General features: G+C 63.1%; 10 protein-coding genes. 8 read left to right on the top strand and 2 right to left on the bottom strand.

What is annotated here, in order from left to right:
- Positions 1-26: 26 nt before the first annotated feature.
- On the bottom strand, positions 27-1,670 hold the full coding sequence (locus FJU11_RS07290; protein ID WP_141166377.1) for a BCCT family transporter: 1,644 nt from the start codon (positions 1,668-1,670) through the stop codon (positions 27-29).
- 326 nt (positions 1,671-1,996) lie between these two features.
- Between FJU11_RS07290 and FJU11_RS07285 the strand changes: the two genes are divergently transcribed.
- From FJU11_RS07285 to FJU11_RS07275, 3 genes are all read left to right on the top strand, one after another.
- Positions 1,997-2,398: a hypothetical protein gene (locus FJU11_RS07285; protein WP_141166376.1), complete on the top strand. Its 402-nt coding sequence runs from the start codon at positions 1,997-1,999 to the stop codon at positions 2,396-2,398.
- Complete coding sequence (locus FJU11_RS07280) at positions 2,395-4,851, top strand: outer membrane protein assembly factor BamB family protein (protein ID WP_141166375.1); 2,457 nt, start codon at positions 2,395-2,397, stop codon at positions 4,849-4,851. Before FJU11_RS07285 ends, FJU11_RS07280 begins: the two co-directional genes overlap by 4 nt.
- A 91-nt stretch (positions 4,852-4,942) precedes the next feature.
- Positions 4,943-5,470: a GNAT family N-acetyltransferase gene (locus FJU11_RS07275; RefSeq protein ID WP_141166374.1), complete on the top strand. Its 528-nt coding sequence runs from the start codon at positions 4,943-4,945 to the stop codon at positions 5,468-5,470.
- 290 nt (positions 5,471-5,760) lie between these two features.
- Here FJU11_RS07275 and FJU11_RS07270 read toward each other — a convergent pair whose 3' ends face one another.
- Positions 5,761-6,351, bottom strand: a complete 591-nt coding sequence (locus FJU11_RS07270; RefSeq protein ID WP_181408085.1) for an outer membrane protein — start codon at positions 6,349-6,351, stop codon at positions 5,761-5,763.
- Between the two features lie 387 nt (positions 6,352-6,738).
- Between FJU11_RS07270 and purU the strand changes: the two genes are divergently transcribed.
- From purU to treS, 5 genes are all read left to right on the top strand, one after another.
- On the top strand, positions 6,739-7,590 hold the full coding sequence (purU, locus tag FJU11_RS07265) for a formyltetrahydrofolate deformylase (RefSeq protein ID WP_141166372.1): 852 nt from the start codon (positions 6,739-6,741) through the stop codon (positions 7,588-7,590).
- A 78-nt stretch (positions 7,591-7,668) separates the two neighbouring features.
- Entirely contained in the window at positions 7,669-8,391 is a 723-nt protein-coding gene (locus tag FJU11_RS07260) for an HAD family hydrolase (RefSeq protein WP_235890877.1), read from the top strand.
- Positions 8,392-8,541: 150 nt separating this feature from the next.
- Positions 8,542-9,771 (top strand): vWA domain-containing protein, encoded by a 1,230-nt coding sequence (locus tag FJU11_RS07255; RefSeq protein WP_141166370.1) that lies wholly within the window; start codon positions 8,542-8,544, stop codon positions 9,769-9,771.
- A gap of 114 nt (positions 9,772-9,885) precedes the next feature.
- Positions 9,886-11,982 (top strand): alpha-1,4-glucan--maltose-1-phosphate maltosyltransferase, encoded by a 2,097-nt coding sequence (locus FJU11_RS07250; protein WP_141166369.1) that lies wholly within the window; start codon positions 9,886-9,888, stop codon positions 11,980-11,982.
- A complete protein-coding gene (treS, locus tag FJU11_RS07245; protein ID WP_141166368.1) occupies positions 11,982-15,308 on the top strand; it encodes a maltose alpha-D-glucosyltransferase in 3,327 nt (1,108 codons plus the stop codon). Before FJU11_RS07250 ends, treS begins: the two co-directional genes overlap by 1 nt.
- Positions 15,309-15,370: the final 62 nt, after the last annotated feature.

The raw sequence follows: 15,370 nt of genomic DNA, 5'->3' as shown, positions 1-15,370 counted from the left end.
CCGCTCCCGATGGCATGGTCAGCCGGTCACGCCTTGTCGGAAGGCGTCGGCGCGACGCGTGCCTTGCCGGCCCAGCGCACTTCGGAATCCTTCAGGACCTCGCGGCGCCAGTGCTGCTCCGGCTTTTGAAAGCGCGGCTCCTGACGGAGCGAACGCAGCAGCGCCCACGCCATGAAGGCGATGACGATCGAGAACGGCAACCCCGTGCTGACGGATGCCGTCTGCAACGCGCTCAGCGGATCGCCGCCGGTCGCAGCACCGGCCAGAAGCAGGATCGCCGCGACGACGCCTTCGAGCACCGCCCAGAAGAGGCGCTGCTGCCAGATCGGGTCCGGATCGCCGCCATTGGTCAGCATGTCGACCACGAGCGAGCCGGAGTCCGAAGAGGTGGCGAAGAAGATCGCCACCACGACGACGCCGAGCAGCGACAGGAGCCAGGCGATGACCGAAGGAAGCGAAAGCTGCTGGAGAAGCACGAAGAGCGAATCGGTCGTGCCCGCATCGAGCAGGGCTTGCGCACCCGGAACCTTGGTCAGAAGCATGTGCAGCGCGCTTCCGCCGAAGATCGTGAACCAGACGATCGAAGCCAGCGTCGGCGCGAGCAGGCAGCCGGCGATGAACTCGCGGATGGTGCGCCCACGCGAGACCCTGGCGATGAACATGCCGACGAAGGGCGACCACGCGATCCACCAGCCCCAGTAGAACAGCGTCCAGCTTTCCATGAAGCTCGACCCGTCCTCGTTGAAGGTGAACATCCTGAGCGACGTGCGAACGAGGTTCTGGACGTAGTATCCGGTCGAACCCATCGTGAAGTCGAGGATGAAGAGCGTCGGCCCGACGACGAACACGACGATCGCCAGCGCGATCGCGAGATACATGTTGATGACCGAAAGCCGGCGGATACCGGCATCGACGCCGAGCATGACCGAAGTCACCGCGACGCTCGTCACGGCAGCGATGATGAACACCTGTTCGACCGGCCCTTCCGGCAGGCCGAAGAGCTGGTTGAGGCCTGTATTGATCTGCCCTGCCCCGAGGCCGAGCGAGGTCGCCAGTCCGAAGAGCGTGCCGAATACTGCGAGGATGTCGACGAGGTTGCCGATCCAGCCGTAAAGCCCCTTCTCGCCGATCAGCGGATAGAGCGCGGCGGCCGGACGCAGCGGCAGGTCATGCCGGAAGCAGAAATAGCCGACCGACATGCCGACGATGATGTAGATCGCCCACGGATGCATCGCCCAGTGGTAATAGGTGAGGTTCATCGCCTCCATGGCGGCGTCGGCGGTCTGCCCCTGACCGACCGGCGGGTTCTTGAAGTGCATCACGGGTTCGGCGACGCCGTAATAGACGAGGCCGATGCCCATGCCGGCCGTGAACAGCATCGAGAACCAGGACCAGCGGCTCCACTCCGGTTCCTCGTCGTCCTTGCCGAGCTTGATGGAGCCGTAGCGGCTGAAGGCCAGGTAGATCGTGAAGATGAGGAAGGCGCTGACGATGAGGATGTACCACCAGCCGAAAACGGTGGTGATGAAGCTCTTCACGCCGTTCGCCGATTCGCCGAACGCGGTCGGAAAGACGCTCGCCAGAAAGACGAGGCCGACGATGACCACACCGGACACCAGGAAGACCGGCGGGTTCGTGTGGGTATTGAGGTAATATTTAATTCTGGACATCAAGTCTCCCCTTGGTGCCCGCCCCCCTGGCGGGCATCGATTACGGTGGCCTACGCCAGGTCCATCCAGTGCAACGGTGCGCGCCGCATCGAAGCCGGACGCGATGCCGGTTTTTCGCTGCGGCGCAGCCGCGCGCCGGAAAGATACGGTTGATATCTACCATCGTTTCCGGCAGGAACAAACCGGCCGGTCTCGCAGTTCGACCGTCATTCAGCGCGGGTTCCGGTTCCGACCCGTCGCCGTGCGGCGTTCGGGAAGCCATCCGGTCGCCCGTTCGCACGAATCGAACGGTTTTCTGCAGTGCATCTCATCGAACAGGACAAGCCATGGCAAAGTTGACCACGCGCACCACAAGCTACGGCGGTTTACTGATGTTCGTCGCCGCCCTCGCCGCGGTGGTCATCGCCATCTACGATTTCGTCAATACCGGAAACGGGATCGCCTATTCCTACGGCGCCGGTCTCGTGCTCGTCGTCAGCGTGCTCATTCTTCTCGGCGCGCTCGTCATGGTTTTCCTGTGGAACAAGCCAGCCTGGCTGAGCGGCATTCTCTACGTTCTCCTGCTGCTCGGCATTCTCGGCAACGGCTTCGCCGCCTACATGCTGGCGGCCTACTGGCTGGCGATCGCGATGGTCGTGGCCTTGATCGGCTGGTTCGTGCACGCCACCATCGACGCCAGTGAGGAAGAACGCGCCAAGGAAGCCGTTCGCAAGGAAGTGCTGTCATGATCCGCCGTTTCGCCTTCTCCCTCGCACTGTCCGTCACGCTGCCGCTCGCGGCCGTCCACGCGCAGGACCAGCAGCCGAAGCAACCGAAAGGCGACGCCGGCCAATCCCGGACGCAGAACCAGACCCAGGGTGACACCGGCACGTCCACGAACCCGGCGGGGAATTCCGACGCGACCGGCGGCGGGTCTGAGGGTTCGGCGGCTTCGGGATCCGGCTCCACGAATTCGGGCAGTAACGGTGCATCCTCCTCCCAGAATGACGGGAACGGCGGGAACAACGCATCGTCTTCCGAGGACGGAGCGGACGGCGGCAACGGCACCTCGAACTCCGGCGGGCAAAAGCAGGGCGGTACCGGCAACGACGACGCGTCCGGTTCGCAGAGCGGCAGCCAGTCGTCGGGTCAGACGAATTCCGGCTCTTCCGGCAATGCCACGAAGCCTTCCCAAGGCTCGCAGGCCGGCCAGCAGGCGAACCCGGAGGACGGGACCTCGGGGCCTTCCGCACAAGGCAAGGCGCAGGGTGCGGACGGAAACGGCGCGGCGAAGGCCGAAGCCGGGCGGACGAAGCAGGGACCGGCGAGCCAGAACACCGCCAAGTCCGGCCCTGACAAGTGGATGAAGCCGACGGACTGGTACACGTTCAACGGCGATCTGATGGCGCAGAAATATTCGCCCGCCGAACAGATCACGCCGAACAACGTGACCAAGCTCACCAAGGCCTGGGAAATGCACACCGGCGACGTTTCGAACGGCAGCGGCAAGCTGCCGATGACCGTATGGTCGGCGACGCCGCTCTTCGTGAACGACACGCTTTATCTCGGCACGCCCTTCTACCGCATCATCGCGCTCGATCCCGCGACCGGGCGGCAGAAATGGCAGTTCAATCCGAAGACCCAGCTCAAGGCGCTGACCCAGCCGGATCTGAAGAACCGCGGTGTCGCCTACTGGCAGGCCGACAATCCCGATTCGTCGAAGACCTGTCAGAAAATCGTCTATATCGGCTCGATGGACGCGAAGCTTTTCGCGGTCGACGCTGATACGGGCAAGCCCTGCGAGAACTTCGCCGACAAGGGCGTCCTCGACGTCAACAAGTGGAACACGACCAACGACAAGTGGCCGCTTTCGCTTCTTCAGCCGCCGACGGTCTATCACGACACGCTCTATCTCGGCTGGGCCGGCAAGGACTGGACGGACGCGGCCGCACCGCCCGGAACGGTGTTCGCGATCGATGCACGCACGGGTAAGCTCAAATGGACGTTCAACGCCCTGCCGAAGGAGGTAATCTCCAAGACCGGCACCTCGAACGTGTGGGCTTCGATGTCGATCGATCCGGAAACCGGGCTCCTCTACATACCGGTGAGTTCGCCGAGCCCGAATTTCTACGGTGGCAATCGTAAGGAAAAATTGCCGCTCGCGACGTCGGTCACGGCGTTGAACGCCGATACGGGCAAGGTCGTATGGAGCCGCCAGCTCGTCCATCACGACATCTGGGACGTCGACACCGATGCACCGCCGACGCTCGTCGACCTGACGGTCGACGGCAAGAAGGTGCCCGCCCTCGTCCAGTCGTCGAAACAGGGCTTCCTCTACGTTCTCAATCGCAAGACCGGCAAGCCGATCTTCCCGATCGAGGAGCGCAAGGTTCCCAAGTCCGACGTTCCGGGCGAGCAGGCGTCTCCGACGCAGCCCTTCGTCGATCGGCCGGAACCCGTCATCGGCGCGAACTGGCCGGGCGTTTCGAAGCTCGCCGACGCCGTCAGTTTCGGTGCGTGTTCGCGCAAGGCGAAGAAGCTGCGCGACGACGGCAAGTTCACGCCGCCGAGCCTTCAGGGTACGCTGACCTTCCCGCCGACGACGGGCGGTGTCGAGTGGGGCGGCGGTGCCGTCGACCCGACGAACGGAACCTACGTCGTCAACGCCAACCACGTCGTCCAGATCTACCAGCTGATCAAGCGCAAGGACTACGAGGACGCCAAGAAGAACGGGGAGACCTCGGGCGACTACGCGATGGAAGGCGCACCCTACGCGTTCCACCTCGAGACGTTCCTCAACTGGGCAGGCATGCCCTGCTGGAAGCCGCCTTACGGCACGATCTCCGCCTACGACATGAACACGGGCGACCTCCTGTGGAAGCATCCGTTCGGCCAGGTCCAGAAATACGGCTTCTACATGCCGAAATCCTGGGGATCGGTGACGATCGGCGCGCCGGCGATCACGAAGTCGGGGCTGATCTTCATCGGCGCTTCCATGGACTCCCGTGTCCGTGCACTCGATCTGAAGAGCGGCAAGGTGCTGTGGCGCGCCAACGTGGACGCGCCAGCCGTCTCGATGCCGGCGATCTACACCTACAAGGGCAAGCAGTACGTCGTCTTCGCCGTCGGCGGCAACTCGATTATCGCGCCCAAGGTCAGCGACCAGGTCGTGGCCTACGCCCTGCCCGGCGGAAACGACTGACGCCGCCAGTACGAATATCGTCCCCGCGGTCGCACCACCGATATGGTGATGTCGCGGGGACGTTCGTCGCATTGAACCAACGTAAGATGCGATGGATCCGCTTCCCGAAATTGCGACCGAACGGCTGACGTTGCGCCGTTGGAAGCAGGCTGACAGAGCGCCGTTCGCCCGCATCTGCGCCGATCCGGAAGTCATGCGATATATCGGCGACGGCTCGACCGCTACGCCGGCCGAAGCGGCGCGTTCCATCGAACGCTTCGAACACGAATGGGAATGCTCGGGTTACGGTCTTTTCGCCGTAGAACTCGTTGCCACGGGCGACATGATCGGTTTCGTCGGGCTTTCCAAGCCGGACTTTCTCCCCGAAATCCTGCCGGCAATCGAGATCGGATGGCGTCTCGCGCGGCCGCACTGGGGCTTCGGCTACGCTTGCGAAGGAGCAAGAGCCGTCCTGGCCGCGACCGACGGACGAGACGACTACGCCGATATTGTCAGCATCTGCCGAAGCGAAAACACCACTTCCGAACGCGTGATGCGCAAGATCGGCATGACGCTCGATCGCCGGACCACCCATCCAAAGCACGGCTATCCGCTTACCGTCTACCGGCTGCGCCACTAGGGAGCTTTGCGACCTGATCGATCAGGTCGAGCGCCTGTCTCCCCGTTTTGCGCATTGTTCGGCATCGCCGAACTGGATCGGTCTGGCTGGAAAATGCTGCAGGACCCGAAAGACGCATGAGAGCGCATGACGAGACCGCGGCGAACGTTTGCCGCGTGGCGAAATCTGCGGACGCATGAAACGGAAATCGTCAACGTCTGTACCCGACAAACAAAAACCCCGCCGACGAGCGGCGGGGTTTGAGAGGCAGGAAAGCCGCGGAACGGCTCCCCCGAAGCAAACGCTTGAGCTTAGAACTTGAAGCCGACGCGAGCCTTGACCTGATGGAAGTCGACATCCGACTCGTTGTTGTTGGCATGCGACTCGACGTTGTCGAACGAGTTGTAGTCGTACTCGGCACCGACGAAGGTGTTGTCGGAGATGGCGTAATCGACGCCTGCGCCGATGACGTAACCCGACTTGTCTTCGCTGGCATCGCCGTGCAGCAGAGCGTAACCACCCGTGCCGTAAAGCAGCGTGCGGCCGAGATCGGCACCGACGCGAAGCTTCGCCTGCATCACGCCGTCAGCGCCGACACCGTTGCCGAAGTCGCTGCCCATGAAGTCGTAGCCAACTTCCGCACCGGCGACGAAGCCGCCGAGGTCGTAGTTGTAGCCGACCATGCCGCCGCCAGAGATGCCGTCATCGTCGTCCGCGCCGTCACCCGAAACGTCGGTGAAGGCGTAGCCGAGCTGACCGCCGACATAAAAGCCGGTCCAGCTGAACGACGGAGCGGTCTGGACCGGAGCCGGTGCGGGCTCGGGGCTCATGACCATGTCGGCAGCGAAGGCCGGGGTGGAAAGAACGACGGCAAGAGCGGCGCCGGTCAAAAGCTTTTTCATCATCGTACTCCTGATACTTCTGCGAATGGGGTTTACGTCCCCTTCGCTGCGTTGTTTGACACATCCGAAAGCTCCAAATAAGGCAGCCGTTCCTTATTTTGAGATCGGCGAAATCACTTTGGTCGGCGAGTTGCAGAATTGTCACTTACCAATAGGTTAAAACGCTTCGTGACGAGGCTTTCTCCGATCGAAAGAGCTTTGGAATAACGAAGAATTACAGCGAATTAAAAGGGATGCTACCGAACCGGTCGGCAACCACCTTGGGTTGAGGTTGCCGGGGCGGATTTCGGGTATGCTCGACGGCGAACGAGCGCAACTGCGCATGGGCAGAACGTCTTCGGCCGCCGGCGCCGTTTCGTTCGGCCGTTTTTTGGAAGTCATACGCAGATGGATACGACGTTCATCCTCAACCTGACCTGCCCGGATCGGCCCGGCATCGTCGCGGCGATCACGACCGAACTCGCCGCGATCAAGGCCAATATCGCCGAGAGCAACCAGTTCTGGGATCGCCAGAGCGGCATGTTCTTCATGCGCATCGCCTTCACCGCACCGCCCGGCCTCGACCGCGAAGGCGTCGAGCGTGCGTTACGCTCACCGATCGAGCGCTTCGCGATGAAGAGCAGCCTGGTGAACTGGACCCATCGGCCGCGTATCGTCATCATGGTCTCGAAATTCGACCATGCGCTGCTTCACCTGCTCTACCAGATCCGGGTGGGCTGGCTGAACGCGGAAGTGGCGGCGATCGTCTCGAACCATGCCGACAGCGCCCGCACGGCCGAATGGGAAGGCATCCCCTTCCATCACTGGCCGGTAACGGCAGAGACGAAGGCCGAACAGGAAGAAAGGCTCATCGAGCTCGTGCGCGAGAGCGGCGCCGATCTCGTCGTGCTCGCCCGCTACATGCAGGTCCTGTCCGAGACGCTTTCCGACCGGCTCTTCGGCAGTATCATCAACATTCACCATTCCTTCCTGCCGTCCTTCAAGGGCGCAAGGCCCTATCACCAGGCGCACGAGCGCGGCGTGAAGCTGATCGGCGCGACGGCGCACTATGTCACGGCGAATCTCGACGAGGGCCCGATCATCGAGCAGGAGACGGAGCGCGTGACCCACGCCATGTCGCCTGAGGATCTCGTCGCCGCCGGCCGCGACGTCGAATCGCGGGTGCTGGCACGGGCGGTCAAGAACCACCTCGAACGACGCGTCATGCTGAACGGCCACCGCACGATCGTCTTCGTATGAACCGTGAACGGGCCGGACAGGGAGTCTTTATATATGGGCCCTCCCCCTTCCGGCCGTAACGATGGAAACGATGTTCGAATGAGCCTGCCGAAACCGGATATCCGTGCGATCCTCTTCGACAAGGACGGAACGCTCGTCGACTTCGAGCGAACCTGGGGCACGTGCATCCTTCGTGCGACCGACCACGCCGCCGGCGGCGACCGCCAACTCGCCGAGCGGCTCCGTGCGCTCGGCGGCTACGATGCACGTACCGGCCGGACACAGGCCGACTCCCTGTTTGCCGCGTGCAACACGGCGGAAATCGTCGACGCCTTCGCCGCTGCCGGCGTCACTCGCGACCCCGCCACGCTCGTCGGCGAACTCGACGATATCTTCCGCGAAGCTTCCGAGAACGCGGTCGGCCTTGTCGACACTCCTCGTCTGTTTGAAAGATTGCGGGCGGCCGGCCTCCGGCTCGGAATCGCCAGCAGCGACAACGCAGCCTCGATCGCAGTGACCGCCCGCACGCTCGGCATTGCGGACGACCTCGCCTTCATCGCCGGCTACGACAGCGGCTACGGCGCAAAACCCGGTCCCGGCATGTTCACCGCCTTCTGCGAGGCGATCGGCGAGGATCCGCGGAACGTCGCAATGGTCGGCGACAATCGGCATGACATGGAGATGGGCTGCAGGGCGGGTGCCGGCCTGCGCATCGCCGTGCTCAGCGGAACCGGCACGCGCGAGCGCCTGGCGCCGATCGCCGATGTGTGCCTGCCCGATATCGCGGCATTACCGGACTATCTGCACCTCGACGGCCGCTGACAGGCACCGCCCGTCCGGCCTCGATCGCCGATACGAACACGATCGTTCAAATTCCACCGAACCGATAAACGCCGTCTTCATACGCGTCGACTATCAGGATCGTTTACGCCGTTTCCCACATGCGTTCTGCGCCAAGGAGCTGCTTGAACCGTGGCATGCCGCCGACGATACGAACGATGGCTGCGCCTGACCCGAAAATTCCTGCGCGACAATGCCGGCAATTTCGCCCTCGTGACCGCGTTGATATTGCCGGTAACGCTCGGCGCGGCAGGTGTCGCCGTAGAGACCGGGCGCATGCTGATGGTGCGCGAACATGCGCAGGCGGCCGCCGACGACGCGACGCTTGCCGCCGCCGCGGCGATCGCGAACGGCGCCATCGATGCAACGGACGGCGAGGAATATGCCACCGATCATTTCCACGCGGAGATGACCGGCGTCGCGCTCGGTTCCAAGATCACGGTCACGCCGAATTTCAAGGTCGAAACCGCGAATACGAGCGGTCACAAGGACGTCACGGCGCGTGCCAGCGTCGATATCGACTACGGCCTGATGGGCTTCCTCCATCTCCTCGGCTTGGACGACGTGCATCTGACGGTCGGCAGCACGTCGAAGAGCGCCAGCGAAACGCGCAGCGCCCTGTCCATCTACTTCGTCCTCGATCGATCGGGTTCGATGAGCGACTATTCCAACGGCACGATGAAGATCATGGCATTGAAGACGGCGATGACTTCGTTTCTGGACCGACTGGACGAAGCGGACCAAGCCGACCCCCAGACGTCATACGTGCGCACCGGCGTCATCGCATACAATACGGATCTCTTCATTCCGCGCACTCGCAGCGACTGGAACGACGAATACAGCACGTGTTTTTCGCTAAAGTATTTCTACGGCCGCAGGGAGCTTAAGGATTGCGCATATTACTACTATCTCCAGAACGGCTGGTCGTGGGATACGGACCTTCACTGGTCGAGTAGTCCCGCCCGATCATACGTCGATGCGATCCTTCCGAGCGGGAACACCAATTCCGCCGTCGGCATGGCGCTCGCTTACCAGAAACTGGTAAACGGCGACGAAGACAAGGAACATGAGAAGCGAAACGGTCAGAAGCCGAAGAAGATCATTGTGCTGATGACGGACGGCGAGAACAACGTTAACGGATCGGACGAGCAGACCACGGCCTATTGCAACGCGGCAAAAGCTCACGATGTCGAAATCTTCAGCGTTGCCTTCGCGGCGCCGGAGCATGCCAAAGCTCTTCTGCGAAGCTGCGCGAACGACGAGAATCACTTCTACGCAGCGGCTGACAGCGACCAGCTCGTGAGCGCGTTCCAGTCGATCGGCAAGAAGGCGACCAACCTCATGGTCCGCCTGGCGGACTGACCATTTCTCGGCATTTCGGGTGGTGTCCGCACTTCGGTGTGTGCAACCAATCTGCTTCTCGTTCATTCTTCGGGCAGGTTCGGGAATCATACGCTACCGGGAGTGTTTCGGGCCATGGCCAATTCAACGGCACGGACCAAATCCACTGTGCGCGCCAAGCAGCCCTCCGATCGGAAGGGCAAACGCAAGGCCGAAAAGGCGGTCGATCCGCATTACGAACGGTCCGCTGCAAGCGAACGCATGCTTCAGCACCTCGCTGATACGCGCGTCGCGATCGAAGGGATCACGCCCTCGATCGAACTCGGTCGCTTTCCCGTCAAGACGTCAGTCGGCGAGACGTTCACCGTCGAGGCCGATATCTTCTGCGATGGTCACGACGTCATCGACGCCGCACTCGCGAACCGGCGCAGGGGCGCGCGCGAATGGCTGGAAACGCCGATGGTCTTCGTCGAGAACGACCGCTGGCGGGCGAGCACGCGTTTCGACGAGAACGCGCTGCACGAGTACACGGTTCTCGCTTGGCGGGACCTCTTCGCCTCTTGGCGCTCGGAAGTCGGAAAGAAGTTCGCCGCCGATCTCGACATCACGCTGGAACTGACGGAAGGGCGCAGCCTCGTCGAGCGGGCCGCGAGCGAATCGAAGCGCGCCGCGCGCACCGACCGGACTGCGCTGAAGAAGCTGCTCGCCAGGTTCGACGAGCTTTCGGAAAACACCGCCCGCTTCGCGGCTCTCGCCAATGACGACGTCTCGGCGCTGATGCGCCGGTCGGCCGAACGCACGAACCTGACGCAGTTCGAGCCCGCGCTCGACGTCTTCGTCGATCGCCGAGCGGCCGCCTTTTCCGCCTGGTACGAGATGATGCCGCGCTCGCAGGCCGGCGATGTGGATCGGCATGGCACCTTCGACGACGTGATCGCCCGCCTGCCCTATGTCCGCGATCTCGGCTTCGACGTGCTTTATTTCCCGCCGATCCACCCGATCGGCAAGACGAACCGCAAGGGCCGCAACAACTCGCTGACGCCCGAAGCAGGCGATCCCGGCAGCCCCTACGCCATCGGCTCCGAAGACGGCGGACACGCGGCGATCCATCCCGAACTCGGCACGTTCGACGACTTCAAGCGTCTCATCACGGCGGCGAAGGAACACGGCCTCGAGATCGCGCTCGATTTCGCCATCCAGTGCTCGCCGGACCACCCGTGGATTAAGGCGCATCCCGAATGGTTCGACTGGCGCCCGAACGGCACGATCAAGTTCGCCGAGAACCCGCCGAAGAAGTACGAGGACATCGTCAACGTACACTTCTATCGCGACGCCATCCCGGATCTCTGGTTCACGCTGCGCGACATCGTGCTCTTCTGGGTCGAACAGGGCGTTACGATCTTCCGGGTCGACAATCCGCACACCAAACCGTTCCCCTTCTGGGAGTGGATGATCGGCGAGGTTCATGAAAAGCACCCCGAGGCGATCTTCCTCGCCGAGGCTTTCACCCGACCGAAGGTCATGCGACGGCTCGCCAAGGTCGGCTTCTCGCAGTCCTATTCCTACTTCACCTGGCGCGACGAGAAGTGGGAACTGCAGGAATACCTTACCGAGCTGACGCAGGAATCGGCGCACGTCATGCGGCCGAACTTCTTCGTCAACACGCCGGACATCAATCCGATCTATCTGCAGACGAGCGGCCGGCCGGGTTTCCAGACGCGGCTCGTGCTTGCGGCGACGCTTGCCGGAAACTACGGCGTCTATAACGGCTTCGAGATCTGCGAGGCCGCGCCCGTTCCCGGCAAGGAGGAGTATCTCAACTCCGAAAAGTACGAGATCCGCGCTTGGGATTTCGAGGTCGAAGGCAACATCACGCGGGATATCTGGTTGATGAACGCGTTGCGTCGCGACCATCGCGCGCTGCAGGCCTTCGACAACCTGACGTTCTACAATGCCTGGAACGACAACGTCCTTTATTACGGCAAGCGCACGCCGGACCTTTCGAGCTTCCTGCTCTTCCACGTCAATCTCGATCCCCACCATGCGCAGGAAGCGTATTTCGAGGTGCCGCTGTGGGAGTTCGGCCTGCCCGACGATGCGCCGATCGAGGTCGAGGACCTCGTGACCGGCCACCGCTTTACATGGCAAGGCAAGATCCAGCACATCTGGATCGATCCGCAACAACGGCCATACTTCATCTGGCGCCTGATCAGACCGGGAGACGCGCAGTAATGGATACGAATACCCCCGCAAGCGACCGGGAACAGGCAACCGTCGCAGTGAAGAAGGCTGGTACGGACGCGTTCGAGCGTGGCGAGGCGGACTGGTACAAGGATGCGATCATCTACCAGCTTCACGTCAAGGCGTTCCAGGATTCCAACAATGACGGCGTCGGCGACTTTGCCGGGTTGATGCAGCGCCTCGATCATATCCAGGAACTCGGCGTCACGGCCATCTGGATGCTGCCCTTCTACCCCTCGCCGCTTCGCGATGACGGCTATGACATCTCCGACTACCGCTCGATCAATCCGAGCTACGGCCAGATGCGCGATTTCAAGGCCTTCGTCGCCGAGGCGCACCGGCGCGGCCTGCGCGTGATTACCGAGCTCGTGATCAACCACACGTCCGACCAGCACCCGTGGTTCCAGAAGGCGCGCCACGCCAAGGCCGGCTCGGCCGCGCGCGACTTCTACGTGTGGAGCGACACGGACGAGAAGTATCCCGAGACGCGCATCATCTTCCTCGATACCGAAAAGTCGAACTGGACCTGGGACCCGGTCGCCGGCGCCTATTACTGGCACCGTTTCTATTCGCACCAGCCCGACCTCAACTTCGACAATCCGCGCGTGCTTCGCGAAGTCCTGAAGGTCATGCGCATGTGGCTCGACATGGGGGTCGACGGGCTGCGCCTCGACGCCATTCCCTATCTCGTCGAGCGTGAGGGCACGAACAACGAGAACCTGCCCGAGACGCACGACGTCCTGAAGCAGATCCGCGCCGAACTCGACGCGCATTACCCCGACCGCATGCTGCTCGCCGAGGCGAACCAGTGGCCCGAGGACACCCGCCCCTATTTCGGCGAGGGCGACGAGTGCCACATGGGCTTCCACTTTCCCCTGATGCCGCGCATGTACATGGCGCTGGCGCAGGAGGACCGGCACCCGATCACCGACATCATCCGCCAGACGCCGGACATTCCCGATCCGTGCCAGTGGGCGATCTTCCTGCGAAACCACGACGAGCTGACGCTCGAAATGGTGACGGACCGCGAGCGCGACTATCTATGGCGCACCTACGCCGAGGATTCCCGCGCACGCATCAATCTCGGCATTCGCCGGCGCCTCGCGCCGCTGATGAAGAACGACCGGCGCAAGATCGAGCTTCTCAATTCGCTGCTTCTGTCGATGCCGGGCACGCCGATCGTCTATTACGGCGACGAGATCGGCATGGGCGACAACTACTATCTCGGCGACCGCGACGGCGTGCGCACGCCCATGCAATGGTCGACCGACCGCAACGCCGGCTTCTCGCGCGCCAACCCGCAGCAGCTCTACCTGCCGACCATCCAGGATCCGGTCTACGGCTTTCAGGCGATCAACGTCGAGACCCAGTCCGCCGACCCGTCGTCGCTCCTCAACTGGATGCGGCGCATGATCGCCGTGCGCAAGCAGCTGACCGTCTTCGGACGGGGCGAGATGACGCTGCTTTATCCCGGCAACCGCAAGATCCTCGCCTATGTTCGCCAGCACGAGGGCGAGTCGGTCCTGTGCGTGGCGAACCTCTCCCGTGCCGCGCAAGCCGTCGAGCTCGATCTCTCGCGTTTCCGCGGCATGGTGCCGATCGAGCTCACCGGCCGCTCCGCCTTTCCGCCGATCGGCGACCTGCCCTACCAGCTGACCCTGCCGGCCTACGGCTTCTTCTGGTTCCTGCTCGCCGAAGAGGAAAACGCTCCGGCCTGGCACGAACAGATGCCCGAGATCCTGCCCGAATTCATCACGCTGACGACCCGGGACGGGCGCATCCATACCGCGCTGACCGGCCGCGAACGCCGCCAGCTCGAACGCGAGGTGCTGCCGAAGTTCCTGCCGCTGCAGCGCTGGTTCGGCGCCAAGGATAGCACGATCGACGACGTCTCGCTGACCCCGCTCGGCGAACTGCCGGGCGGCGCGCACGCGCTCGTCGCCTGCGACGTCGAGACGGGAGGCGACGTGCAGCGCTACTTCCTGCCGCTTTCGGTCCGCTGGGGCGAGGAAAACGTGCAGCCCGGCGCACCGAAGCTTTCCTATACGCTCGCCAAGATCCGACGCGCTTCGCGCCTCGGCGGCATCGTCGATGGTGCCTTCGACGAGACGTTCTCGCATGCGCTCCTCATGGCGATGCATGACGGGATCGAACTCGAGGGCGACGACGGCGAAGTGAAGTGTTCCGGCAACGAGAAGCTGCGCGCGATCGAGGATTTCGGCGATCCGCGCCCACTCGGAGTTGAACAGTCTAACGTCTCCATCGTCTTCGGCGACCAGGTCATCCTCAAGCTCTACCGGCGCCTGCGCGAGGGCGAGCAGCCCGACGTCGAGGTCGCGAGGTTCCTGACCGAGACCGCCGGCTTCCAGAACACGCCGCAATATCTCGGCGCGATCGAGTACCAGGGCACCGGCAGTGAACCGACGGCGCTCGCTGCCGCCTTTGCCTTCGTCCCGAACCAAGGCGACGCATGGGCGAACCTCGTGGACGCGCTGGTGCGCGATCTCGACGAACACGTGATCGGCGCCGAAGAGCACGAGGAAGGCGCGACCGGCGACGGCTTCGTCTTCCCGCTCGACCTCGGCACCCTGCTCGGCAAGCGCACCGGCGAGCTTCACGCTGCCCTCGCGATCGAGACGGACGACCCTGCCTTTGCCGCCGAAGACGTCGACCAGGGCACGCTCGCCGAATGGGTATCGACCACCGTCGAGGAGGCAAAGCAGGTGCTCGCCAATCTGCGCCGCGGACGCGAGCACCTGGCGGAGGGCACCCGCGAGAAGGCCGATCGGCTGCTCGGGATGGAAGACGCGCTTCTCGCACGCATCCGCGTATGCGGCGACGTCGGCAACCCGGGCAAGCGCATCCGCATCCACGGCGATTATCACCTCGGTCAGGTACTCGTGGCGCAAGACGACGTCATGGTCATCGATTTCGAGGGCGAACCGCGCCGTTCCCTCGACGAACGCCGCGAAAAGGCGTCGCCGATGCGCGACGTGGCCGGCATGCTGCGCTCCTTCGACTACGCGGCCGCAACGGCGATCGCCCGACATCTCGAAGGTGCGGGCGGCATCACCGAGGCGGCGGCCGACCGGGCTCACGTCTGGCTTGCCGAGACAAGCGCCGCCTTCATGGCCGCCTATACGCAGGAGCTTGCCGGTTCGCCGATTTTTCCGCCGAGCGTGGAGGAAGCGCGGAACCTCATCGACCTCTTCACGTTTCAGAAGGCTCTCTACGAGATCGGCTACGAACTGGCGAACCGACCCACCTGGGCGGATATCCCCATACAGGGCACACTGAACCTGCTTGCGGAAACATAGTGGCACCTTCCGCGTTCTGCGCGAAAGGTCGCGGCTATCTGCTCAATCCGTTTCGGTCCCCA

Source organism: Pararhizobium mangrovi, assembly GCF_006516965.1.
Classification (GTDB): Bacteria; Pseudomonadota; Alphaproteobacteria; order Rhizobiales; family Rhizobiaceae; genus Pararhizobium_B; species Pararhizobium_B mangrovi.
Note: the sequence above shows the minus strand (reverse complement) of the source record. Positions and strands in the feature narration are given on the sequence as shown.

Bases quoted from the DNA above. Each gene is read 5' to 3' on its own strand.
- FJU11_RS07290 (WP_141166377.1), bottom strand. From the start codon at position 1,670: ATGTCCAGAATTAAATATTACCTCAATACCCACACGAACCCGCCGGTC.
- FJU11_RS07285 (WP_141166376.1), top strand. From the start codon at position 1,997: ATGGCAAAGTTGACCACGCGCACCACAAGCTACGGCGGTTTACTGATG.
- FJU11_RS07280 (WP_141166375.1), top strand. From the start codon at position 2,395: ATGATCCGCCGTTTCGCCTTCTCCCTCGCACTGTCCGTCACGCTGCCG.
- FJU11_RS07275 (WP_141166374.1), top strand. From the start codon at position 4,943: ATGGATCCGCTTCCCGAAATTGCGACCGAACGGCTGACGTTGCGCCGT.
- FJU11_RS07270 (WP_181408085.1), bottom strand. From the start codon at position 6,351: ATGAAAAAGCTTTTGACCGGCGCCGCTCTTGCCGTCGTTCTTTCCACC.
- purU (WP_141166372.1), top strand. From the start codon at position 6,739: ATGGATACGACGTTCATCCTCAACCTGACCTGCCCGGATCGGCCCGGC.
- FJU11_RS07260 (WP_235890877.1), top strand. From the start codon at position 7,669: ATGAGCCTGCCGAAACCGGATATCCGTGCGATCCTCTTCGACAAGGAC.
- FJU11_RS07250 (WP_141166369.1), top strand. From the start codon at position 9,886: ATGGCCAATTCAACGGCACGGACCAAATCCACTGTGCGCGCCAAGCAG.
- treS (WP_141166368.1), top strand. From the start codon at position 11,982: ATGGATACGAATACCCCCGCAAGCGACCGGGAACAGGCAACCGTCGCA.